The sequence below is a fragment of the Sphingomonas sp. AC411 genome (assembly GCF_979253035.1).
Genome location: NZ_CEEDAQ010000001.1, coordinates 2,342,239 through 2,365,129, shown reverse-complemented (window position 1 = coordinate 2,365,129; position 22,891 = coordinate 2,342,239). Strand labels below are relative to the sequence as shown.

The window sequence follows — 22,891 nt, the reverse complement described above, 5'->3', positions numbered from 1 at the left end:
CAGATAGCCGCGCCCGCCGCGCGTTCGTACCGCCCCTCCCAATAGACCGGCATCCCGCTGCGTCGCGTATCGAGTTCCTGCGCGGCGAACATCGGCACCAGTCGCCAGCGCTGGACGCGACCCTCGGCGCGGACGCTCAGTTCCTGCGATACCGGGTACACCGCGCCGGTCGCCTTGCTCCGCCACGTCGCCAGCGTGCGGAACGCGACGTCGCCGGGCGCGAACACCGTCATCCTGCCGTCGGGACGGCGCAGCGATCCGCCCGCCCACACCATCCGCCGCCCTTGCGCCGGATCCGGAACGCCATCAGCGCGGAGCCGTCGTCGAAGTTGAGCCCGGTCCAGTCCCAGCCTTGCGCCGCCGGCGCGAGATAATCCGACGACCATTCGCGATCGAGCCATGCCTCGCCGGTCACCGGAACGGTCTTGCCGGCCCGCGTCACCTGGCCCCGCACTCGGAGATGCGGCACCGAGTAATAATAACTCGCCTCGTCGGGACGCGCGCCCTTGCGACTATAGCCGCCGCGGCCCTGTGGCAGCGGCGGCTGGGTCGGCTGGAACGACAGGTCGAGCCCGAAATCCTGCGCGGTCACGCGGGTCGCCCAGCGCCCGTCGCCCGCGCGCCGCAACCACCAGTCGCGGATCGACACATCGGCATCCCCGTCCGCGCCTCGGCCAGTCCGAAGCCGGCGCGTGCCGCCCGCTCGCTATGCGACAATTTGCCCGTCTCAGGGTCGGACAACGCCGCATGCGCGAACAGCACCTGCCTGGCCGCGAACCTGCTGGGATTGCGCGTATCGATCGGCGGGCGCGTCCGGAAGAATGTCACCTGGAAGCCCAGATCCTTGCCGTCCGTGGTGCGCAACCACCCGGTAAAATACCACCATTCGGTGCGAAACGCCGGATGCGCCCCGTGATCGGCGGGAAAGCGCAGCGTGATGCCGGGCGCCACGACGGGATACGAAACGGCCGGGGTGGCGGCAGGCGCGATCGCCGCGACCGCCGCGATCCAGCTAAGCGGGATCCAGGAACGTGCCATCACCAATCCTCCCGCACCGATTGCACCGCGCTCTTGGCGGTCGCACGCCGCCCGGCAAGGACCGCGGTCGCCGCCGCCGCACCGGTCAGCGCGGCCGCTACGCCGATCAGCGTGCCGATCGGTACCCGCGTGGTCATCGTCCAGTTGAACGACTGCGGGTTGATCACGTGGATCAGCACCTGCGACAGCAGCAATCCGAGTCCGATCCCGGCCAGCGCCCCGGTCAGTCCGACGATCGCGCCCTCGGTCGCCAGCATCGTCGTCAATTGCCGCCGGGTCAGCCCGAGATGCCGCAACATCCCGAACTCGCGTTCGCGCGCGATCGTCTGCGCCGACATCGTCGCCGCGACGCCGGCAAGCCCGACCAGGATCGCGACCGCCTCCAGCAGATAGGTCACCGCGAAACTGCGATCGAAGATCGTCAGCGCGAGCCGTCGCAGCGTCGCCGGCTGGCTCACCTCGACCTGATCGCGCAACGCTGGCGGCAGCTTGGCGGTCATCGCGCGCGCAATCTGCGCCGCATCCCGGCCGGGCGCGATCGTCGCGGAAATCTCGTCGCGCGCGTCATCGCCGGTGAGACGTTGATAGTCGCCCTCGTCGATCAGCACCGCCCCCGCCTGGCGCCCGTAGTCGCGCCACACGCCGGCGACCACGAACTGCGTCCGTCCGGCGATCGGCAGCGTGATGCGCTCGCCGGGATCCCAACCGTACAGCCGTTGCGCCGGTTCGGAGACCCACACCGGCAGCGCAGTCTTGGGGAGCAGGGGCGCGGTTTCGATCAGCACGAGCAACGGATCCTGGCCACCCCGTTCGGGTCGAGCGATCAGGCTTACCGGCGGTCGGTTGGCGGCGATCGTCAGGGGAATCTGCCGACTGAAAGCGAGCCGCTCGATTCCCGCCGTCGTCGCTAGTCGGGTGCGCGTCGCCGGATCGAACGTGGCGCCTGCCGTCGTGCGCAGATACAGGTCCGCGCCGAGCACCTGGTTCAGCCACTCGTCGACCGCGCCGCGAAAGCTGGTCACCATCGTCGCCATCGCGATCATCAGCGCAGTCGAGGCGACGATCCCGCACAGCGCGGTCGCGGCCTCGCCGGGCGCGCCGTGCAGATGGCGGATCGCCAGCAGCCCCGGCACGCTCCCGCGCGTCCGCTTCGCCAGCGGGGTCAGCAGCGTGCGCGCGAACCACGGTACGCCCGCGACGCCGCCCGCGAGCATCAACGCCATGCCCGCAAAGCCGAACAGCGGCAGGCCACCGACCGCAGGCGGCAACGCCGCCGCGCCGCCCGCCACAAGCAACGCGACCGCGGGCCACCACGCCACGCGCCGCCGCGGATCGAGCACGTCGCCCGCATTCTTCAGCGCAGCGGCAGGGGCCGCGCGTGCCGCCACCCTTGCCGGCAGCGCACTCCCAATATCGACGCGAGCAGGCCGAGCGAGAAGAAGCCGAGCGCCGCGACCGGCTGGATCACGACGTGCGCGGTGGCGCCGCCGAAATACCCCGCGCCGAGATCGCCGCCGAACCAGTGCAGCGCACCCCATGCCAGCGCATAGCCGATGACCAAGCCCGCCGACGCGCCGACCAGCCCGATCGCGAGGCCCTCGACGACGACCGCCGCGATGACGCCGCCGCGCGGCATGCCGAGCGTTCGCAGCAAGGCGAAGGCGCGCTGGCGTCGCACCACCGACAGCGACTGCGCCGAATAGACGAGGAACCCGCCGGTCAGCAGCGCGACCAGCGCCAGCATGTCGAGATTGACCCGGTAGGCGCGCGACAGCGAATCGCCCTGTGCGTTCTGAGTCTCGGCGGTCGACAGGATCGCGTCAGCGGGCAACGTTGCGCGCAACGCGGTTTCGGCTGCGCGTCGGTCCGACAGCGCCAGATCGAGCCGATCGATTCGGCCGAGCCGACCGAAGCGCCACTGTGCCGCGGCGATGTCCATGACGCCGACCGCGACCGCGGCATCGGTCGCCGGCAGGGTGCCGGCAACGCGAAGCGGCACCGCCCGCCCGTTGGCGACGACCGTGACCCGGCTGCCGATCTTCGCACCGACCTGCGTGAGTGCGGCGCGCGACAGGAACAGCGTGTCTTCGTCGAACACGGCGTCGTTGCCGCTGTCCGCCCCCTGCGGTCGCGCGCCGATCAGCGAGGGCGTCACGACGGCTGCGCGAACCACGTCGACGCCGAGCAACGTCAGGCGTTTGGTCCCGATCCGCGCGTCGAGGCGGACGACTGGGCTCGTATCGGCGACACCGTCGGTCCGTGCGACGCGGGGATAAAGGCGTTCGTCGAAGCCGAGCGGACTGGTCGCGCGCACCGACAGTTCGGCCGCGCCGCTGACCCCGCGCATCGCACCGTCGAACGACGCGAGCGCGGATCCGTTGACGAGATGGACCGCGAACCCCAGCGCGACTCCGACCGCGATCGCCACCGCGGTCATGACGAAGCGGGCAGGGTGGAACCGCCACTCGCCGGCGATCAGCCAGCCCAGCGCGACCCGCGCCGACCAGAGCCGGGGCTCCGGAGGGCGAGGAGGAGCGGGGCGCGGCTCAGCGATCACGGCGCTCCACCAATCCGTCGCGGCCGAGCGTCAGCACGCGATCGGCGATCGCCGCGCTGGCGTCCGAATGCGTCACCATCACGCCCGCCGCCTTGTTGTCGCGCACCGCTCCGGCGAACAGCGACAGCACGCGCGCGGCGGTTTCGGGATCGAGATTGCCGGTCGGCTCGTCCGCCAGGATCAGCGCAGGCCGGTGGACCAGCGCGCGGGCGATCGCGACGCGCTGCAACTCGCCGCCCGACAGGTCGCGCGCATAGCCGTCGCCGCGCCCACCCAGCCCGACCGCCTCGAGCATGGCCTCCGCCCGCTTGCTAGCCGCGGCGGCGTCGGGCGAGACCAGCGTCAACGGCAGCGCGACATTCTGCTGCAGCGTCAGATAGGGCAGGATGTGGAAGGCCTGGAACACGAAGCCGATCCGCTCGCGCCGCAGCCGCGTGCGCGCGGTTTCGTCGAGCGTCCCCAGCACCGTCCCGTCGATCGCGACGCTGCCTTCGTCCGCCTTGTCCAGCCCGGCGAGGATGTTGAGCAGCGTCGATTTCCCCACGCCCGATTCGCCGATGATCGCGACGAGTTCGCCCGCGCCGACGTCGAGGTCGAGGTGTTGGAACAGCAGCCGGGGCCCCGGCACCGACTTGCCCAGCGCGCGTACCGCCAGAAGGGTTCGATCGTCCTGCATTCTCGAATCCCCCGCGGTCATCCCTGGTTCGAACGCGTCCGCAACCGGCTCGATCGACGTCCCTCATGTGTGTCGCGAGGGGCTCGACATCAATGCGTGTACGCGAACAGTTAGGTGTCGGCTTCGCAAACGATTGCCGGCAGGTCCGTTACGGAACAAGTTTCCTTAACACCTTCATGCGACGAGATAAAAAACTGTCGAAGCGAACGTCGTGCCTATTCTCTTCAATCTGCATTTTCAGCATTCCGGGTCCCTGGTGGCGGTTGCGGTCGGCATCTGCCTGACCGCGGGGTGGTCGGTGGCGCTGCTCACCACCGATCTCGCCGATCCGACCGCGCGCGAGGCCATGGGCTGGCGGCACGTCGCGCTCGCGCTGGCCGCCGGGCTTGGCGTCTGGACCACGCATTTCATCGCGATCCTCGCCTATCGTCCCGACCTTCTGCTTCGCTACGACGCGTTGATGACGGTGCTGTCGGCGTTCGTGGGGATCGCCGCGGTCGGGCTGCCGATGGTGGCGATCACGCAAGCACGCACACGGGGCCAGCGCAGCCTGGCGGGCGCCGTCGCGGGTGGCGGGATCTGGTGCATGCATGCGGTCGGCATCACCGGCATGATGGACTGCGCGCATTTCTTCTCCTGGCCGACCAACATGATCGGCCTGCTGCTCGGGGCGGCGATCGTGGCGGCGTGGCAGTTCAACGCACGCTGGTCGCGCTCGCGCCCGACCGGGTGCCTGTTGTTCGCGCTCGCGGTGTGCGTGACGCATTTCGTCTCGCTGTCCGGCGACATCGTCATCGGCAGCGTCGACGAACGACAGGGTGGCCTGTTGTCGCCCGGGCTGGTCGCCGCCTGCATGGCGTTCGCCGTCTCGGTGACGTGCCTCGGCAGCCTGTTGACGTTCACCCGGATAAAAGCCGCGCGCGAGCAGGAGTCGCGGACGCTCAAGGCGGTGCTGGAGAGCATGAGCGACGGGCTCGTGTTCATCGACAGGGACGGGCGGCTGCGTCACTTCAACCGCCGCTTCCTCGATCTGTTCGATACGCCGGCGGAGGCGATCGCGCCGGGTCTGACGATCGACGGCTTTCTCGATGCGATCGCGTGGTATCGCGACTGGCCTGCCGAAAAGCGCGCGCTGGTCGGCGGCGCGATGAAGCAATGGGTCGAGGCGGACACCGGCTTCGACCGCGAATGCGAGATGGAGGACGGCCGGACCTATCAGATGCAGTGCCGTCCGGTGCCGCGCCAGGGCATCGTCCTGACCTTCACCGACGTCAGCGCGGAGCGGACCGCGCTCGGCGACCTCAAGCATCTCGCCTATCACGATCCGCTGACGGGGCTGGGCAATCGTCGGTCGTTGCGCGAGACGAAGGAGGCGCTGATCGCGCAGGGCGCGCCGTTCTCGCTGCTGTTGATCGATCTCGACGAGTTCAAGCGGATCAACGACGCGTTCGGGCACGGCGTCGGCGACAAGCTTCTGGTGCATGTCGCGACGCAGCTCACCGGGCTGGTCCCGCGCGACAGCTTCATCGCGCGGATGGGCGGGGACGAGATCGCGATCATCGTGCGCGAGATGGGCGGGGCGGCGACCGCGCTGGCGGAGGCGATCGTCGTGCGGTTGAGCGCCCCGGTGACGGTCGAGGGACGCCGGCTGCTGCCCAGTTGCAGCATCGGCATCTCGGGTTTCGCCGGCGATCTCTCTCCCGAGGACCTGATGAAGCGCGCGGACATGGCGCTGTACGAGGCCAAGCGGCTCGGTCGCCGCCGCGCCCAGGCCTATGTCCCGGGTCTCGCCGAACGCCTCGCCGAACGCCAGCACATCGTCGACGACCTGCACGAAGCCCTCCAGACCGCCGGCTTCACCCTCGCATTCCAGCCCGTCGTGCAGCTGTCGACCGGGATCACCACCGGCTACGAGGCACTGATCCGCTGGAACCACCCGACGCGAGGCTGGGTGCCGCCAGCGCTGTTCATTCCGATCGCCGAGGAATGCGGCCTGATCGAGGATATCGGTCGCTGGGTGATCATGGACGCCTGTCGGCAGCTATCCGGCTGGTCTTCGCACCTGCACGTCGCGATCAACGTATCGGCCGCGCAGCTCAAGTCCGAGGCGCTGGTGCATCACCTGACCCAGGCGATCCTGGTGCACGGGATCGCCGCTGAGCGGGTCGAGATCGAAATCACCGAGACCGCGCTGATCGACGATGCGGACCGGACGGCGGCGACGATCGACCGGATCCGCAGGATCGGCGTGAAGGTGGCGCTGGACGATTTCGGCACCGGCCAGTCGTCGCTCTCGCATCTGCGCGATTTCAAGTTCGACCGGATCAAGATCGACCGGAGCTTCGTGGTTCGTGCGGGCTTCGATCCGAGATCGATGGCGGTGCTGCGCGGGATCGTCGGGGTCGGCAAGGAACTCGGCGTCCTCACGCACGCCGAGGGTGTCGAAACCAGGGACCAGCTCGATCTGCTGCGGATGATCGGTTGCGATGCCGTACAGGGCTATCTCGTCGGTCGGCCGGTTACGCCCGGCAACGAGCAGATCGAGCGGTTCGAGCGCGTCCTTCAGAAGGCGACAGCGCACCGCGAACGTCGAGGGCCGCCCGAATTACCGGAGCAGCCCCAGCGGTTTGCCGCCTGACCCGGGTCAGCGTTCGATCAGCCGACGTCGACGGGATGCGTCACGATGATCGTCGGACGGGCCGCGGCGAGATCGCGCGCGGCGAGGCCGAACGCCTTGAAGTGATCCGACGCCATGTGCTGCTGTACGGCGGCGTCATCGACATAGAGTTCGTTGAATACGAAGCGGCGCTCGCCTTCGCCTTCCTGCCATAGCTCGTAGTGCAGCACGCCCGGCTCGGCCCGCGATGCCGCGACGCAGATCTTCGCCGCGGCGACGAACGCCTCGTCCTGGCCCGGCTTGACGGTAACCAATGCAACTACCTTGACGGCCATGGCTTCATATCCTCGAAAATTAGATGGTGCGGCCAACCTATCCCAAACATCAGCCCGTGGCGATCAATCCGGTTGCGGCCTGGAGATCGACCGAGACGAGGCGGCTGACGCCGCGTTCGATCATCGTCACGCCGAACAGGCGGTGCATGCGGCTCATCGTGACGGCGTTGTGCGTGACGACGAGGTAGCGCGTGTCGGTGTCGCACGACATCCGATCAAGCAGGTCGCAGAAGCGCTCGATATTGGCGTCGTCGAGCGGCGCGTCGACCTCGTCGAGGACGCAGATCGGCGCGGGGTTGGTGAGGAACAGGCCGAAGATCAGCGCGACGGCCGTGAGCGCTTGCTCACCGCCGGATAGGAGGGTGAGCGACTGGAGGCGCTTGCCGGGCGGTTGCGCCATGATCTCGAGTCCGGCTTCCAGCGGATCGTCCAGATCTATCAGTTCGAGATGCGCGCTGCCGCCGTCGAACAGCGTGGTGAAGAGCCGCTGGAAATGGCCGTTCACCGCCTCGAACGCGGCGAGCAGGCGCTGGCGGCCTCCGCGGTTGAGCGTGCCGATCGAGCCGCGGAGGCGGTTGACCGCCTGGCCGAGTTCGTCGCGCTCGATGGCGTTGCCGCGCGAGGCGTCTTCGAGTTCGGCGAGTTCGGTTTCGGCGACGAGATTGACCGGACCGATCCGCTCGCGGTCGGTGGTGAGGCGGTCGTGGGTGGCGGATTCATCGGCTGGGGCGCGGACGTCGGCGACTGCGAAGCCGAGGCGTTCGGGGAGAACCGAGGCTGGGCATTGGAAGCGTTCGCCGGAAAGTTTGCCCAGGTCGAGGCGGCGCGCTTCGTGGTTTTCGACGCGGGCGATCGCGCCGGCGCGGGCTTCGCGGGCTTGGGACAGGGCTTCGGTGGCGGCACGGTGGGCGTCGTCGGCGGCTCGGGCGGTGGTTTCTGCAGCGCGTTCGGTGGCGAGCAGGGTGTCGGCGGTGGTGCGGGCTTCTTGGTGTTCGCCCTCCAGCGTGGCGATTTCCGCTTCGAGCGTAGCGGGGCGATCGGCGATGGCGGCGAGGTCGACGCCAAGGGTCGTTTCCGCGTGTCCATGGCGGCGATGCGCTTGGCGGCTTCACCGGCTCGCGCGCGCCAGCTCCGGGTGTCGGCTTGGGCGGCGGCGAGGCGTTCGCGGTGGGTGGCGATGCTGCGGTCTAGCGTGGTGCGGTCGGCGCGGGCCTGCGCGACAGCGGCGCGGCTGCGTTCGGCGTCGTATTGCAGCGTGGCGACACGGCGCGCGTTGGCGGTGCCGTCGGGGACGGCGGCCATCGCGGCCTCGGCGCGGGTGCGTTCGGCGTGCGCATCGGCGACGTCGTCGGCGATGTGGTGCGCGCGGGCGTCGAGATCGGCGCGTTGGGTGGTGAGGCGTTCCAGCGCTGATGTGGCTCGGTCTTCGTTGCGGGTGGCCTCACGCGCGGTGGTTTCGGCGCGTTGCAGGGCGGCGCGGGCGGTTTGCGACTGGCGGCGGGCTTCGGCGATCCGCTCGTCGATCGCGGCGCGCGCGTCTTCGGCTTTGTCGAGCGCCGTGGCTGCGGCGGGTCGTGCGGCTTGAAGCGCGGTTAGGCGGTTGCGGCGGACCAGGCGTTCGGCGGCGGCCGCGCCGGTGCCGGTTGCGGTGAACCCGTCCCAGCGGCGGAGTCGGCCGTCCCGGGTGACGATGCGTTGGCCGACGGCGAGGTGTTGGTCGGTGTCGGTGTCGACGACGAAGACCTGTGCGAGCCTGCGGGCGAGCGCGGTGGGGGCCTCGACATGCTTTGCCAGCGGTTCGGCGTCGGCGGGCGCTTTGGGGTCTTCGTCGTGGGGCTCGGCGCCGGTCCATGCGTCGAGGCCGGTGTCGAGATCGTCGCCGAGCGCCGCCGCGAGCGCGCGTTCATAGCCTGTGCTGGCCGAGACGTGGTCGAGCAGTCGGTTGCGGCCGCTGCGCTGCGTTGCCTTGGTGAGCGCGGTCACTTCGCTGTCGATCGCGGCGAAGTCTGCGCGGGCGGTGGCGCGGGCGGTTTCGGCGGCGTCGCGCGCGCTAGCCGCGGTGGCTTCGTCGGTGTCTGCCCGGGCGATGGCCTGGCGGGCGGACTCGGCTGCGGCGGTCGCGGCGCGTCGAGCTTCGGCGGCGATTTCGCGTTCTGCGGCTAGCGGGGCGGGGTCACCCAGGGCGCGGAGAGCGGCGGCGATCTGGGCCGCGTCGCGATCGGCGCGGTCGGCGCGGGTGCGGGCGGCGGCGAGGGCTGCGCTGGCGACGCGGACTTCGGCGGCGTCGCGGGCTTGGGTGGCGAGCGCCTGGGCGAGCGAGACTTCGGCGTCTCGGGCTTTGCGTTCGGTGTCGGCGAGCGCGGCGTCGAGATCGGGGATTGCGGCGGTGGCGTCGTCGATCGCGGTGTCGAGCGCCTTGGCCTCGTCGGCGAGGCGGGCGAGCGCGGCGGCGGCGTCGCTGGCGAGCGATCCTTCGCGGGCGCGGTCGTCGGCGATGCGGGTGCGGGCGTCGGCGAGGTCGGCGATCCTGCGTTCGACGCCGGCTTTTCGGTTTTCAGCGCGGCGAGGCGGTGGGCGAGATCGCCGACGCGGTCGCGGGCGGCGAGGGCGGCGGTGCGGGCGGCGGAGACGGCTTCGACGGCGCGGAGCTGGTCTGCAGCGGCCAAGCGTTCGGCGTCGGTGCCGGCGCGGACGCGGGCTTCGGCGGCGGCGGCTTCGGCCTTGGCGGCGTCGGATGCGGCGGCGGCTTCGCGCCAGCGGGCAAGCGTGCGCGCTTCGGCGACGCGGATCTGCGCGGAGATCAGGCGATAGCGTTCGGCGGCGCGGGCCTGGCGTTTCAGCGTGGCGGCGCGGGCGTCCTGATCGGAAATGATCTCGTCGAGCTTGGCGAGATTGGCTTCGGTGGCGCGGAGTTTCCCCTCGGCATCCTTGCGGCGGACGTGGAGGCCTGCGATCCCGGCGGCTTCTTCCAGCATCGCGCGGCGGTCGGCGGGCTTGGCAGCGATGACGGCGCCGATCTTGCCCTGGCTGACGAGCGCGGGGCTGTGGGCGCCGGTGGCGGCGTCGGCGAAGAGCAGGCCGACGTCCTTCGCGCGGACGTCGCGGCCGTCGATCCGGTAGGCGGAGCCGGCGCCGCGCTCGATCCGGCGGACGATTTCTCGCTCGTCACCGGCGATTTCGGCAAGGATCGAGACTTCGGCGAAGTCGCGCGGCGGGCGGGTCGCGGTGCCGGCGAAGATGACGTCTTCCATGCCGGCGCCGCGCAGCGACCTGGCGCTGGCCTCGCCCATCGTCCAGCGGAGCGCTTCGAGGAGGTTGGACTTGCCGCAGCCATTGGGGCCGACGACGCCGGTGAGGCCAGGTTCGATGCGGAGGTCGGCGGGGTCGACGAAGCTCTTGAAGCCGGTGATGCGGAGGCGCTTGATCTGCATTTCTTGCGCCCCCGACGGTTGGTGTTGATCTTATCCCGAACCGCGGAGCTTGTATTCCCGCGAAGGCGGAATCGAGACTGGGCTCCCGCCTTCGCGGGAGAACAAGGAAGAGCTGCCGTTCGTACAAACCGCCACTTCCCCGGCGGAGGCCGGGCCCAGTTGGAAAGGTCGCAGTCACGGAGCGCAACGCTGATCAGCGACGTCCCCCAACTGGGCCCCGGCCTCCGCCGGTGGTTCGGCCGGTAAGGCTGCCTACTTATTCCTAAGCGGGAGCCTTAAGCCCCGGCCGCCTTCAGCGCCTTCTCCATCTGATCCCAGCTCACCACCTGGTCGAGCTTCTTGTCGTTGATCAGGAACGTCGGCGTACCCGTCACCGTACCCGCCTGCATCGCATTCTCGGTCGGCTTCGCCATCACCTCGAGCTGCTTCTGATCGGCGAGGCACGCGCGCGCCTTCGCTTCCGGGATCCCGCGCTGCTTGACGAAATCGATCGCCCCCATCTGTTCGGCGAGCTTGGTCGCGACCACCGTCGGCGGCTGATTGGCCAGCCCCTGCTGCTGCGCGGGCGTCATCGCCTGGAGCTTGTCGAGGAAGGCGATCTGGTTGCCGTACATCTGCTCGAGGAGCGGGAAGAACGGCGCGACGCCGCCGCACTGGCCGAGCAGGGTCAGCGCCACGTCGGGCGCGCCGTGGACGAGGAAGTCGCGGAATTCAAAGCTCACCTTGCCGGTCGAGACGTATTTTTCCGTCAGCGGCTTGTACGCCTCTCGGGCGAACGCGCCGCAGGTCGGGCACGAGCGCGCGCCGTATTCGACGAGCTTGATGGCGGCGTTGGGGTTGCCCATCAGATAGCCCTCGGGGGTCTTCACGACCGTCTCGGTCCAGCTCTGGCCGGCAGGCGCGGCGGCGGCGGCGACGGGGGCCGCAGCGGGCGCGTCGACGTTGCCGGTCGAGATCGTTCTTCGAGCAGGCGGCGAGCGCGAGCGGCAGGGCGGCGAGGGCGATTACGAACTTCATGCTGTTACTCCAATGGATCACTTGGCGCCGGCCTTGCGGAGCGCGGGTTCGAGCTGTTCCCAACCGACATGGGGGACGATCTTGCCGTTGAGATAGAAGGTCGGGGTGGAATCGATCTCCTTGGGCGCGTCGGCGGTCAGTTTGACGATGCGGTCGATCTCGGGCTGGTTGGCGAAGCACGCGTTGATCGCCGCATCCGACAGCCCGCGCGCCTTGACCAGCGCGGTCAGGCCGGAGCCGTCGGCGTTGGCGCGGATCTGGGCGGCGGCCGGGTACATGGCGAGGCGCGCGGCGTTGCCCTGCTGATACTCGATGCCACGTTGCAGCCATTGCGGCTGCGCGGCGAAGATCGCGGACGATGTCGCGGAGAAGCCTTTCGGGCCGGTGCAGCGTGCGAGGATCGCCGCCGACAGATCGAGCCGGTCGCGGATGAAGTGGCGGAATTCGAGGCTGGTGGAGCCGGATGCGATCATCTGGCGCTTCAACACGGGTTCGGACTTCACCGAGAAATCGGCGCAATGCGAGCAGGTGTAACTCGCATATTCGACCAGTTTCACGCGCGCGGCGGGGTTGCCGATCAGATAGGCGCCCGAGGGAGTTGCCGCGTGGTCTGCGACCAGTCGCGCGCGGGGTCGCGCCGGTCAGCAGGAAGAGGGCGAAGACGGCTAGAAGAACGCGCATCAGGTGATCCTGGGAAGGCCGTGCGTCGAGGCGACGCCGGCGGCGAGGATTCGAGGACGGCGCGCAGTTCCGGATCGGCGATGCCCTTCAGGCTCGCGCCGAGATCGACGGGGACCGGGCGGATAGACGGCGGGGCTTTGCGCGGCACGGGTGCGGCGACTTCACCCTGGCGGATCGCGACTTTCACGATGGCCGCGTACCCGAAGAAGCGGTTCACGCGCTCGATGATCTCGGGGGCGATGTGCTGCATCATCGGGGCGTGTGCGCCGCGGACCGTGAGCGTGAGGACGCCATCCTGCTTCTTGCCGACCGGGAAGCGGATCGATTCGGGGATGCTCGCGCCGGCCAGTTTCGCGCCGACGATCTCGGGCCAGCGGCTGACGATCGACGACTGGACGAAGCCAGATCGCCGGAACGCCGCGCCGCCGATCGCGGGCAACAGCTCGGCGACCGCGCGCGAGCGATTCTCGCGCGGCGCATCGGGATCGGTCTTGCCTTTTACCCGGCGTGACGCGGGCGGTTTCGGGGAAGGGCCAGACGGCTTGCTCATCTGCGAACCCATGCCATAGGCGACGCGTGAACGCCAAGCGCTCTTCGGTCTCCGCGGCCCTGCTCGACTGGTATGACGCGCATCGCCGCGACCTGCCGTGGCGCGCGAAGCCGGGCGAGGCGGTCGATCCGTACCGGGTGTGGCTGTCCGAGGTGATGTTGCAGCAGACCACGGTGGCCGCGGTGACGCCGCGGTTCCTGGCGTGGACCGCGCGGTGGCCGGACTTCGCGAGTCTGGCGGCGGCGGACGATGCCGATGTGATGGCGGCCTGGGCGGGGCTTGGGTATTATGCTCGGGCGCGCAACCTGGTGAAGGCGGCGAAGGCGGTTGTCGCGGAGCACGGCGGCGTGTTTCCGCGGACCGAGGCCGAACTGCGCGAACTGCCGGGGCTGGGCGCGTATACCGCGGCGGCGGTGGCGGCGATCGCGTTCGGGGAACGCGCGGTGGTGGTCGATGCGAATGTCGAGCGGGTGGTCGCTCGGGTGTTTGCGATTCGAGACGCCTTTGCCGGCTGCGCGGCCTGCGATTCGGGGGCGGCGGACTCGATTACGCCCGACCTCCGCGCGGGCGACTTTGCGCAGGCGATGATGGATCTGGGGTCGGGGACCTGCACTTCGCGTGCGCCGAAGTGCCTGCTGTGTCCGATCCGCGAGTTTTGCGAGGGGTTTGCTCAGGGCGCGCCAGAGCGGTTGCCGGTGAAGGCGAAGAAGGCGGCCAAGCCTCAGCGCTACGGGACGATCTTCTGGCTGGAGCGCAACGGGCAGGTGTTGCTGGTGCGGCGGCCGGATACGGGGTTGCTCGGCGGGATGCGGGCGTTTCCGACCGGGGCCTGGGGCGAGGCTCCACCCGGTTTCGAAGGCGCGCCGGCGCAGGCGGAGTGGCGGATGCTGGACGAAACCGTCGCGCACGGATTTACCCATTTCGATCTGCAACTGACGCTTGCGGTGGCGACGGTCGAGGCGCATCAACCGCGCATTCCAACGGCAAGCGAATGGTGGCCGATCGACGACCTGGATACCGCCGGGCTGCCGACCGTTTTCGCCAAGGCCGGGAAAGCCATTCGGAATTGGGCCACACGGAGATCTGCATGAAACTGGTGCACTGGATTACGGGCGGCCTCGCCGCATCGGCTGCCGTCGCGGCCTATGCCCAACAGGCTCGGCCCTCGCCGCAGCCGACACCGCAGCCCGGGCGGCGCCGCGGGCGACGATCCCGGCGAGCGCGTTGCTGCCCGCCACTACCAAGTTGTTCGACAGCCTCGTCGCGCAGGACAAGATGCCGGGGATCGTCGGGGCGTTCGGTGTCGGCGATGGCCCGACGCTGTTCCCCTCGGCGGGCAAGATCAGTGATGACCCGAACGCGCCGGCGGCCAGCTTCGACTCGCTGTGGCGCGTCTATTCGATGTCCAAGCCGATCACCGGCATGTCGGCGATGATGCTGGTCGAGGACGGCAAGCTCAACCTCGACGATCCGGTCAGCAAATATATCCCGGCGTTCAAGGACATGAAGGTCGCGACCAGCCCCGACACCTCGCTCGCCACGCGGCCGGCGACGCGGCCGATCACGATCCGCAACCTGCTGACGCATACCGCCGGGCTCGGCTACACGATCGTCACCAAGGGGCCGCTGCTCAAGGAATATGAGCGGCTCGGCATCCTGCCGCTGTCGGTCAGCGCGGCGATGGAAGAGAGATGCGGCCCGTCCGGCCGAAGTCGCTCGAGGAATTCGCCAATCGCGTCGCGACGCTGCCGCTGATCGCGGACCCCGGTACCAAGTGGAGCTATTCGATCGGGCTCGACGTGATGGGCCGCGTGATCGAGGTCGCATCGGGCATGAGCTTCGAACGGTTCGTGCAGACGCGGCTGTTCGATCCGCTCAAGATGAAGTCGAGCTTCTGGCAGGTGCCGCAGAGCGAGGTCGGCCGGCTCGCGACCAACTACGCATTCGTCGGCGACACGCGGACCCCGCTCGATCCGGCGGCGAACTCGGTGTTCCTGCAGAAGCCGAGCTTTCCGTACGGTGGCGCCGGGCTCGTGATGTCGGCGCGCGATTACGACCGGTTCCTGCACATGATCCAGGACGGCGGGACGCTCGGCGGCGTCCGCGTGATGAAGCCCGAGACGATCGCGCTCGCGACGTCGAACCTGTTGCCGGCGGGCGTGACCTATGGTGGCGTGAGCGGCGGTACCGGCGGCACGAAGGGGAGCAACATGGGCTTCGGCGCGGGCGGTTCGGTGGTGCTCGCGACGACGCCGAACGGGCCGGGCAAGGGCACCTATGCGTGGGGCGGTGCGGCGGGGACGATCGCGTGGGTCGATCCGCTGAAGCATTCGCGCGGCAGCGTGATGGTCAATTACTTCCCGGCGGACCGCATTCCGCTGCGCGAGCAAGTGGTCGCGGCGCTGATGCAGGACGCGGCGAGGTTACGCCGATGAGCGTGATGGAAGCACCTGGATTCACGGGTGGGACGCTCGATCGCTCCGATGCGCTGCGCCACGATCCGGAAGGGCTGGCGGCGGCGCAGCGTGATTGGCGCGCGCGATTGCTGGTGCTCGACGGGCTGCTGCCGGGCACGACCGACGACGGGCGTCTCGCTTGGACGACGATGGCGGACATGCCCGACGATGCCGAGCCGATCCTGCTCGGGCTCGACGAGAACGGGCGGCCGCATTTTGCGGCGTTGCTGAACGGGATGCGCGTCGACAATGCGCCGGCGATGCGGTCGCCTGCGCTGATGGCGGTGCTGGCGGCGCTCGCGCCGGGCGAGGCGGCAACTTATGCTGGCGCACGCAGTGTGATCGACTGGCACGTGCGGCATGGGTTCTGCGCGAAGTGCGGTTCGCCGACCGCAGTGTTTCGTGCCGGGTGGGCGCGGAAGTGTCCGAATTGTGCGACCGAGCATTTCCCGCGAGTCGATCCGGTGGTGATCATGATCGCCGAGCATGACGGGCGGGCGCTGCTCGGGCGCGGCAAGGGGTGGCCGCCGGGGCGCTATTCCGCTCTGGCGGGGTTCGTGGAGCCGGCGGAGTCGATCGAGGAGGCGGTCGCGCGCGAGATCCTTGAAGAGTCAGGCGTGCGAGTCGGCAAGGTGCGGTATGTGGCGAGCCAGCCCTGGCCGTTTCCGTCGTCGCTGATGGTCGCGTGCGTGGCGGAGGCCGAGGACGACGCGATCACGCTCGACGTGAACGAGCTGGAGGATGCGATGTGGGTGCCGCGTGAGATGGTGCGCGCGGTGTTACAGGGGGAAGAGGGACCGTTCCTGCCGCCGCCGCCTTATGCGATCGCGTATACGTTGTTGAAGGAATGGGCGGGGGATTAGGCGCGTCGCCAGCCAAGAGGGCAAACAGGCTCCCCTCCCTGCCAGGGAGGGGGAAGACGGCGCCCCTACGCGGCGATCTTCAGATCCTGCATCACGTCCGCGGTGATCGACAAACTCCGCTTGCGCGCCTCATGGTCGTAGATCGCGCTGGTCACCATTACTTCATCCACCCCGGTCCGATCGATGAACGCGGCGATCCCGCGGGCGACCTTGGCCGGGCTGCCGACCGCCGAGCATTGCAGGACATGGTCGAGGATCTGGTTGCCCTGCGCGCCTAGCGACTCGCGGTAGCCGGCAAGGGGCGGCTTCATCTTGCCCGGGTTGCCGGTGCGGAGCGCGACGAACGACTGTTGCTGCGAGCTGGCGAGCAGTTCGGCTTCCGCGTCGGTTTCGGCGGCGAACACGTTAAAGCCGGCCATTGCGTGAGGCTTGGCAAGCCGCGCGGACGGGCGGAAATCGCGGCGGTAGATCGCCAGCGCGGCATCGAGTGCGTCGGGGGCGAAATGCGAGGCGAAGGCGTAGGGCAGACCGAGTGCGGCGGCCAATTGCGCGCCGAACGTGCTGGAGCCGAGGATCCACATGTCGACGTCCGCGCCGGCACCCGGCGTGGCGACGATGCCGGTCTGGCCGTCGTTGGCGAAATAGCTTTGCAGCTCCATCACGTCCTGCGGGAAGGCGTTGGCGTCGGTCTCAAGCGTCCGGCGCATCGCGCGCGCGACGCGCTGGTCCGAACCGGGCGCGCGGCCGAGACCCAGGTCGATGCGGCCGGGGAACAGGGCGTCGAGCGTGCCGAACTGCTCCGCGATCACCAGCGGCGCGTGGTTGGGGAGCATGATGCCGCCCGAGCCGACGCGGATCGTCTTCGTGGCTGCGGCGATGTGCGCGATCACGACCGCGGTCGCGGCGGAAGCGATCCCGGTCATGCCGTGATGTTCGGCGACCCAATAGCGCTGGAATCCGACGCTCTCGGCATGGCGCGCGAGATCGGCCGCATTGGCGAGCGATTGGGAGATGGTGCCGCCTTCGACGACGGGGACGAGATCGAGCAGGGAATAGCGTGTCATGTCCCAGAGATAGGTACCGAACGGTAGCTTATCCACCCTTGATGTGGATTGCGGTACTTTCGTCCGCTTGAGCAAGCGTCAGCCGGCTTGTCGCCACGCCTCGCGCTCCCTAGAGGTTCCGGCCGATGCTTGCCCGCCTAAATCACGTCCGCAACTGGATCTTCGATCTCGACAACACGCTGTACCCGGCGAGCGCGGACCTGTTTGCGCAGGTCGATCAGCGGATGACCGGGTTCATCCAGGATCTGCTCGGCCTCGACCATGACGAGGCGCGGCGCGTGCAGAAGGGTATTTCCACAACCACGGCACGACTCTGTCGGGGTTGATGACCGAACATCACGTCGACCCGCACGCGTTCCTGGAGCATGTCCACGATATCGAGATGGACGTGCTGGAGCATGACGCGCCGCTGGTCGCGGCGATCGCCAAGCTGCCGGGGCGCAAGCTGGTCTTCACCAATGGCGACAAGCCCTATGCGCTCAAGATCCTCGACCGGCTCGGGCTGGGCGAGAGCTTCGAGGCGATCCACGACATCCATGCGATGGACCTGATGCCGAAGCCGCATGCGTCGGCCTATGCGGGCTTCTGCGCGGCGTTCGATATCGATCCGCGGGAGTCGCTGTTCGTCGACGACATGACGCGCAATCTCGCGCCGGCCAAGGCGATCGGGATGACGACCGTGTGGGTCGACAACGGCTCCGAGCAATCCCCGGCGGCGCGCGCGACCACATCGATTTTACCGTGCCGGTGCTTGCGCCGTGGCTCGAAACCATCCTGGAGACATCATGACCTTGCAGACCATCATCGACGCCGCCTGGGATGACCGCGCGAACCTCGGCCTCGATACCAAGGGTGAGATTCGCGATGCCGTCGAGTCCGCGCTGGCGATGCTCGATGCGGGCACCGCGCGCGTTGCCGAGCCGACGGCTGACGGCTGGCAGGTCAATCAGTGGCTGAAGAAAGCGGTGCTGCTCTCGTTCCGGCTCAACGACAATGTCGTGATCGACGGCGGTTCGGCGGGGGCGCCGGCGTTCGACAAGGTGCCGTCGAAGTTCGCAGGCTGGGGCGACGTGGAGTTCCGCGCGGCGGGTATCCGCGTCGTGCCGGGTGCGGTCGCGCGGCGCGGGAGCTTCATCGCCAAGGGCGCGATCCTGATGCCGAGCTTCGTCAACATCGGCGCGTATGTCGGCGAGGGCACGATGGTCGACGCCTGGGCGACGGTCGGCAGTTGCGCGCAGATCGGCAAGAACGTCCATCTGTCGGGCGGCGCGGGCATCGGCGGCGTGCTCGAGCCGCTGCAGGCCGATCCGGTCATCATCGGCGACGGCGCGTTCATCGGCGCGCGCGCGGAAGTGGCCGAGGGCGTTCGCGTCGGCGAGGGCGCGGTGCTGTCGATGGGCGTGTATCTCGGCGCGTCGACCAAGATCATCGATCGCAAGACTGGCGAGGTGTTCAAAGGCGAAGTGCCGCCATACGCCGTCGTTGTGCCAGGCACGATAGGTGGGGTCGGTAACGTGACGCCCGCTTTGTATTGCGCCGTAATCGTCAAACGGGTCGACGCACAAACCCGCTCCAAGACCAGCATCAACGACCTGCTGAGGGACTGATCGGGTCGACAATGCTGCGCCTGCTGCCTATCCCCGCCGAAACAGTCCGAGGAGAAATATTTTGACCGCAGCCGCAAGCCAGGTTCTCGACCGCGTACTCGTCCTCGAAATGGTCCGCGTGACCGAAGCGGCGGCGATCGCCGCCTCCACGCTCGTCGGGCGCGGCGACGAGAAGGCGGCCGATGCGGCGGCGGTCGAGGCGATGCGCGAGGCACTGAACTCGCTGTACATGGACGGCACCGTCGTGATCGGCGAGGGCGAGCGCGACGAGGCGCCGATGCTGTTCATCGGCGAGAAGGTCGGCTCCGCGATCGGCAAGGGCCCGAAGATCGACATCGCGCTCGACCCGCTCGAAGGCACGACGATCTGCGCAACCGCGGGGCCGAACAGCCTCGCCGTGCTGGCGATCGCCGAAGAGGGCGGGCTGCTCAACGCGCCGGATGTCTACATGGACAAGATCGCGGTCGGCCCGGGCTATCCCGAGGGCATCATCGATCTCGACAAGACGCCGACCGAGAACATCATGGCGGTTGCGGCCGCCAAGGGCGTGCCGGCGCGCGACCTGATCGTGTGCGTGCTCGATCGCCCGCGTCACGAAAAGCTGATCGCCGAGCTGCGGCAGGTCGGCTGCGGGATCATGCTGATCGGTGACGGTGACGTCGCCGGCGTGATCGCGACGTCCGATCCCGAGACGACGATCGACGTATACATGGGCTCCGGCGGCGCGCCCGAGGGCGTGCTGGCGTGCGCGGCGCTGCGCTGCGTCGGGGGCAGTTCAAGGGGCGGCTGCTGTTCCGCAACGACGACGAGCGCGGCCGTGCGGCGAAGTGGGGATCACCGACCTCGACAAGCAATACGACCTGTCCGAGCTGGCCAAGGGCGACTGCATCTTCGCGGCGACCGGCGTGACGGATGGCTCGCTGCTGGCCGGCGTGAAGCGGAAGAAGGGCAAGATGACCACCGAGAGCGTCGTCATGCGCGCGTCTTCGGGGACGGTGCGGTGGGTCAAGGGCGAGCATCGGACGGATTGATCAGCGACCCGAGCGGGGGAGCACCACCCCGGCCAAGGCCGGGGCCCAAGTGGAACGTCCAGAGTAATGAAGCGGATCGCTCCGTTAGCGACGTTTCCCAATTGGGCCCCGGCCTCCGCCGGGGTGGAGCACTTGGCTAGGGCAAGGGGACTGACCAGGTATTGTGTCCCCGCGAAGGCGGGGACCCAGACTGGGCTCCCGCCTTCGCGGGAGGACAAGGACGCGGTGGAACGCATGAGGGGCGAAGTGTCGGCATGATCCTTCCCAACGCCCTCCTCCTCGCGACCCTCATGAGCCTCGTCTGGTTCCTCAAGGGCAACCTCCTCGGCTATCGCCGCATCAAGCGCCTCCCCGACACCGCCTCGCGCCAGAAAACCTACCGCCTGTGGATCGCCAAGGCCGCGATCGCCTTCGTCCTGCCGGCCATCGTCGGCCTCGCGCTACTGGGTCGCCTCGACGCCATCGTCACCGTCCCCCTGAGTTCGACGTCCTCCGCAGCCTCCTGCCGAGCCTCGCCGGCGACAGTCGCGCGGGACTGCTCGGCATGATCGGCGGAAGCGCGCTTGGTGGCCTGGTCATCGGTGCGGTCCTCGCGACGCGGCGCAACTGGCGTATCCTCAAGACGATCGGCAACGTCGGTTCGCTGCTCCCGCGCAACCGGCCGGAGATCATGCACGCCGCCGCCATGTCGGTCGCGGCGGGCATATCCGAAGAACTCGCCTTCCGCCTGTTCCTGCCGCTGCTGGTCGCGCTCGTGTCCGGCAACGCATTCGTCGCGTTCGGCGTCGCGATCGCGGTGTTCGGCGCGATGCACCGCTATCAGGGGCGGGTAGGCGTGATCGCGACCACGCTCGTCGGCGCGCTGATGGCAGCGATCTATCTGATGACCGGCGAGTTGTGGCTGGCGATGCTCCTGCATGCGCTGATCGATCTCAATTCGCTGGCATTGCGACCGGCGCTGACCGGAGCGTGGCGCGCGGCTTGACTTCGCGAGCGCGGGTTCGTCCAATCGCGGCACGGTTCACGAAGGGAAATTCCATGTCGCGCCACGCTCTCCTGCTCGCGCTCGCAGTCACCGCCACGGTGCCCAGCGCAACCATCGCGCAGACGGGCGTGCAGGCGGCGGCGCAATCCCTTTCACCTTCGAGGAAGTGATGGTGCCGATGCGCGACGGGGCGAAGCTGCAGACCGTCATCATGCGACCGCGCGGGATGACCGGGCCGCTGCCGATCCTGCTCCAGCGGACCCCCTACGGCGTGCCGGACGCGCCGTTTCCCAACGCCAGCCGGTTCGGTCCGCTGATGAAGGACGGCTACATCTTCGTCTTCCAGTCGATGCGCGGGCGGTTCAAGTCGGACGGCGTCTTCACGCTGTCGACCGCAGTGCAGGCCAAGGGCAACGGTGCCGGCGATCCGAAAGCGGTCGACGAGGCCACGGACGCCTACGACACCGTCGGATGGCTGGTGAAGAACGTCCCCGCCAACACCGGCAAGGTCGGCATGTGGGGCGTTTCCTACCCCGGTTTCGCCGCGGCCGTCGCGCTGGCGAACCCGCATCCCGCGCTGAAGGCGGTCTCCCCGCAGGCGGCATGGATCGATTACTGGCAGTCGGACGACCTCCACCGCAACGGCGCGCTGCGGCTGAGCTATGCGACCGACTGGGTGTCGTCGCTGCAACTCGACAAGACGAAGAATTCCGACTTTGCCTATCCGAGCGATACGTACGACTATTTTCTGAAGGCGGGGTCGGCGGAGGCGATCGACCGAAACGTCTTCAAGGGCCGCGTGCCGATGTTCACGTCGCTGCTCGATCATCCGAACCACGATGGCTTCTACACCGCGCAGCGTTGGACGGACTCGCTCGGCAAGACGACCGTGCCGACGTTGAACGTCGCCGGGTTCTGGGATCAGGAGGATCCGTGGGGTTCATGGCAGATCTACGCGAAGCAGAAGCGCAACGATCCGGACAATCTCGCGCAGATGGTGGCTGGGCCGTGGCGGCATGGCGGGTGGCAGGGTACGGCGGATCACCTCGGCCCGATCCCGCTCGGCACCGCCAGCGGTACGCAGTTCCAGGAACAGATCCAGGCGCCGTTCTTCGCCTATTGGCTGCACGGCAAGGGTCCGCGGCCGGACTTTGCGGCGAAGATGTTCCAGTCGGGTTCGAACGTCTGGAAGACCTATGCGGCCTGGCCCCCGACGGGCGCGAAGGCGACGAACCTGTACCTGCACACGGACGGCAGCCTGTCGTTCACCGCGCCGGCCGCGGGCGAGGGGTGTCGCGATTACGTGTCCGATCCGGCGAACCCGGTGCCGTTTCGTAAGCGGCCGATGTCGGCGACCTATGCCAGCCCGGATTGGTCGTGGTGGGAGGCGGACGACCAGCGCTTCGTCGACCACCGGCCCGATGTGCTGGGGTATGTGTCGGAACCGCTGACCGCGGACCTGACCGTGACGGGGGCGTTGTCGGCGACGTTGCAGGCGTCGACCAGCGGCACGGACAGCGATTTCGTGGTGAAGCTGATCGACGTGCTGCCCGACGATACCGAAGCGTTCGACGGCCGCACGGCGCAACCGGGCGATTATGCGAAGACGCTGAACGGCTATCAGTTGCCGATCGCGATGGAGGTGCGGCGGGGGCGGTTCCTGGCGAGCGACACGGCGCCGCAGCCGTTGGTTCCGGGGAAGGTCGTGGCTTGGGACGTGCCGCTGCGCGACCACGACCATGTGTTCAAGGCGGGGCACCGGATCATGGTGCAAATCCAGTCGACGTGGTTCCCGATGATCGACCGCAACCCGCAATCGTTCGTGCCGAACATCGCGCGGGCGAAGCCGGCGGACTATGTGAAAGCGACGCAGAAGGTTTGTGCGGGGTCGCGGATCACGTTGCCGGTAATGCGGTAGGGTTTGGACGGCCGAGCGGCATGTACGCACCACCCCGGCGAAGGCCGGGGTCCAATTGGGAAACG

17 protein-coding genes and 4 pseudogenes are annotated in these 22,891 nt (G+C 68.7%); 11 read left to right on the top strand and 10 right to left on the bottom strand.

Annotation, left to right across the window (positions count from 1 at the left end):
• Positions 1–83: 83 nt before the first annotated feature.
• The 4 genes and pseudogenes from AC0IX7_RS12150 to AC0IX7_RS12135 form a co-directional block, all read right to left on the bottom strand.
• Positions 84–1,038, bottom strand: a pseudogene (locus AC0IX7_RS12150) (lipocalin-like domain-containing protein); the annotation flags it as partial.
• Positions 1,038–2,426, bottom strand: coding sequence for an ABC transporter permease (locus AC0IX7_RS12145; RefSeq protein WP_471812115.1), 1,389 nt, complete (start codon positions 2,424–2,426; stop codon positions 1,038–1,040). The pseudogene AC0IX7_RS12150 and the gene AC0IX7_RS12145, both read right to left, overlap by 1 nt.
• Positions 2,393–3,595, bottom strand: coding sequence for an ABC transporter permease (locus AC0IX7_RS12140; RefSeq protein ID WP_471812114.1), 1,203 nt, complete (start codon positions 3,593–3,595; stop codon positions 2,393–2,395). The genes AC0IX7_RS12145 and AC0IX7_RS12140 overlap by 34 nt, the downstream gene beginning before the upstream one ends.
• Entirely contained in the window at positions 3,585–4,271 is a 687-nt protein-coding gene (locus AC0IX7_RS12135) for an ABC transporter ATP-binding protein (protein ID WP_471812112.1), read from the bottom strand. The genes AC0IX7_RS12140 and AC0IX7_RS12135 overlap by 11 nt, the downstream gene beginning before the upstream one ends.
• Positions 4,272–4,527: 256 nt before the next feature.
• Between AC0IX7_RS12135 and AC0IX7_RS12130 the strand changes: the two genes are divergently transcribed.
• Complete coding sequence (locus tag AC0IX7_RS12130; RefSeq protein WP_471812111.1) at positions 4,528–6,909, top strand: bifunctional diguanylate cyclase/phosphodiesterase; 2,382 nt, start codon at positions 4,528–4,530, stop codon at positions 6,907–6,909.
• Positions 6,910–6,926: 17 nt separating this feature from the next.
• On the opposite strand, the gene AC0IX7_RS12125 is transcribed toward AC0IX7_RS12130, so the two are convergent.
• The 5 genes and pseudogenes from AC0IX7_RS12125 to AC0IX7_RS12105 all read right to left on the bottom strand — a co-directional run bounded on the left by AC0IX7_RS12125 (position 6,927) and on the right by AC0IX7_RS12105 (position 12,902).
• The gene (locus AC0IX7_RS12125; RefSeq protein WP_471812109.1) at positions 6,927–7,223 is read right to left on the bottom strand and encodes a putative quinol monooxygenase; all 297 of its coding nucleotides are present in this window, start codon (positions 7,221–7,223) and stop codon (positions 6,927–6,929) included.
• Positions 7,224–7,272: 49 nt separating this feature from the next.
• Positions 7,273–10,654, bottom strand: a pseudogene (locus AC0IX7_RS12120) (chromosome segregation SMC family protein).
• Positions 10,655–10,929: 275 nt separating this feature from the next.
• Positions 10,930–11,523 carry a thioredoxin domain-containing protein gene (locus AC0IX7_RS12115; protein ID WP_471812107.1) on the bottom strand — a complete coding sequence of 198 codons (594 nt, stop codon included), beginning with the start codon at positions 11,521–11,523 and terminating at the stop codon, positions 10,930–10,932.
• Between the two features lie 165 nt (positions 11,524–11,688).
• The gene (locus AC0IX7_RS12110; RefSeq protein ID WP_471812105.1) at positions 11,689–12,228 is read right to left on the bottom strand and encodes a DsbA family protein; all 540 of its coding nucleotides are present in this window, start codon (positions 12,226–12,228) and stop codon (positions 11,689–11,691) included.
• 20 nt (positions 12,229–12,248) lie between these two features.
• Positions 12,249–12,902 carry a DUF721 domain-containing protein gene (locus AC0IX7_RS12105; RefSeq protein ID WP_471812103.1) on the bottom strand — a complete coding sequence of 218 codons (654 nt, stop codon included), beginning with the start codon at positions 12,900–12,902 and terminating at the stop codon, positions 12,249–12,251.
• A gap of 26 nt (positions 12,903–12,928) precedes the next feature.
• On the opposite strand from AC0IX7_RS12105, the gene AC0IX7_RS12100 reads away from it, so the two are divergent.
• The 4 genes from AC0IX7_RS12100 (at position 12,929) to nudC (ending at position 16,221) form a co-directional block, all read left to right on the top strand.
• Positions 12,929–13,993: an A/G-specific adenine glycosylase gene (locus tag AC0IX7_RS12100; RefSeq protein WP_471812102.1), complete on the top strand. Its 1,065-nt coding sequence runs from the start codon at positions 12,929–12,931 to the stop codon at positions 13,991–13,993.
• Positions 13,994–14,126: 133 nt separating this feature from the next.
• A complete protein-coding gene (locus AC0IX7_RS12095; RefSeq protein WP_471812100.1) occupies positions 14,127–14,657 on the top strand; it encodes a serine hydrolase domain-containing protein in 531 nt (176 codons plus the stop codon).
• Positions 14,594–15,337, top strand: a complete 744-nt coding sequence (locus AC0IX7_RS12090) for a serine hydrolase domain-containing protein (RefSeq protein WP_471812098.1) — start codon at positions 14,594–14,596, stop codon at positions 15,335–15,337. The genes AC0IX7_RS12095 and AC0IX7_RS12090 overlap by 64 nt, the downstream gene beginning before the upstream one ends.
• Positions 15,338–15,342: 5 nt before the next feature.
• Positions 15,343–16,221 (top strand): NAD(+) diphosphatase, encoded by an 879-nt coding sequence (gene nudC, locus AC0IX7_RS12085; protein WP_471813864.1) that lies wholly within the window; start codon positions 15,343–15,345, stop codon positions 16,219–16,221.
• Between the two features lie 65 nt (positions 16,222–16,286).
• On the opposite strand, the gene AC0IX7_RS12080 is transcribed toward nudC, so the two are convergent.
• The gene (locus AC0IX7_RS12080; protein WP_471812096.1) at positions 16,287–17,285 is read right to left on the bottom strand and encodes an LLM class flavin-dependent oxidoreductase; all 999 of its coding nucleotides are present in this window, start codon (positions 17,283–17,285) and stop codon (positions 16,287–16,289) included.
• A 125-nt stretch (positions 17,286–17,410) separates the two neighbouring features.
• Between AC0IX7_RS12080 and AC0IX7_RS12075 the strand changes: the two are divergent.
• The 6 genes and pseudogenes from AC0IX7_RS12075 to AC0IX7_RS12050 all read left to right on the top strand — a co-directional run bounded on the left by AC0IX7_RS12075 (position 17,411) and on the right by AC0IX7_RS12050 (position 22,826).
• Positions 17,411–18,074, top strand: a pseudogene (locus AC0IX7_RS12075) (pyrimidine 5'-nucleotidase).
• Positions 18,071–18,892: a 2,3,4,5-tetrahydropyridine-2,6-dicarboxylate N-succinyltransferase gene (dapD, locus tag AC0IX7_RS12070; RefSeq protein ID WP_471812094.1), complete on the top strand. Its 822-nt coding sequence runs from the start codon at positions 18,071–18,073 to the stop codon at positions 18,890–18,892. The pseudogene AC0IX7_RS12075 and the gene dapD overlap by 4 nt, the downstream one beginning before the upstream one ends.
• A gap of 109 nt (positions 18,893–19,001) precedes the next feature.
• Positions 19,002–19,923, top strand: a pseudogene (glpX, locus tag AC0IX7_RS12065) (class II fructose-bisphosphatase).
• Between the two features lie 254 nt (positions 19,924–20,177).
• A complete protein-coding gene (locus AC0IX7_RS12060) occupies positions 20,178–20,471 on the top strand; it encodes a hypothetical protein (RefSeq protein ID WP_471812092.1) in 294 nt (97 codons plus the stop codon).
• The gene (locus tag AC0IX7_RS12055) at positions 20,468–20,908 is read left to right on the top strand and encodes a CPBP family intramembrane glutamic endopeptidase (RefSeq protein WP_471812090.1); all 441 of its coding nucleotides are present in this window, start codon (positions 20,468–20,470) and stop codon (positions 20,906–20,908) included. The genes AC0IX7_RS12060 and AC0IX7_RS12055 overlap by 4 nt, the downstream gene beginning before the upstream one ends.
• A 169-nt stretch (positions 20,909–21,077) precedes the next feature.
• On the top strand, positions 21,078–22,826 hold the full coding sequence (locus AC0IX7_RS12050; RefSeq protein ID WP_471812089.1) for a CocE/NonD family hydrolase: 1,749 nt from the start codon (positions 21,078–21,080) through the stop codon (positions 22,824–22,826).
• The last annotated feature ends 65 nt before the right edge of the window (positions 22,827–22,891 follow it).

Coding starts and splice junctions, on each gene's coding strand:
- nudC (WP_471813864.1), top strand. CDS start 15,343: ATGGAAGCACCTGGATTCACGGGTGGGACGCTCGATCGCTCCGATGCG.
- AC0IX7_RS12105 (WP_471812103.1), bottom strand. CDS start 12,902: ATGAGCAAGCCGTCTGGCCCTTCCCCGAAACCGCCCGCGTCACGCCGG.
- AC0IX7_RS12050 (WP_471812089.1), top strand. CDS start 21,078: ATGGTGCCGATGCGCGACGGGGCGAAGCTGCAGACCGTCATCATGCGA.
- AC0IX7_RS12125 (WP_471812109.1), bottom strand. CDS start 7,223: ATGGCCGTCAAGGTAGTTGCATTGGTTACCGTCAAGCCGGGCCAGGAC.
- AC0IX7_RS12090 (WP_471812098.1), top strand. CDS start 14,594: ATGCGGCCCGTCCGGCCGAAGTCGCTCGAGGAATTCGCCAATCGCGTC.
- AC0IX7_RS12060 (WP_471812092.1), top strand. CDS start 20,178: ATGATCCTTCCCAACGCCCTCCTCCTCGCGACCCTCATGAGCCTCGTC.
- AC0IX7_RS12135 (WP_471812112.1), bottom strand. CDS start 4,271: ATGCAGGACGATCGAACCCTTCTGGCGGTACGCGCGCTGGGCAAGTCG.
- AC0IX7_RS12055 (WP_471812090.1), top strand. CDS start 20,468: ATGATCGGCGGAAGCGCGCTTGGTGGCCTGGTCATCGGTGCGGTCCTC.
- AC0IX7_RS12080 (WP_471812096.1), bottom strand. CDS start 17,285: ATGACACGCTATTCCCTGCTCGATCTCGTCCCCGTCGTCGAAGGCGGC.
- dapD (WP_471812094.1), top strand. CDS start 18,071: ATGACCTTGCAGACCATCATCGACGCCGCCTGGGATGACCGCGCGAAC.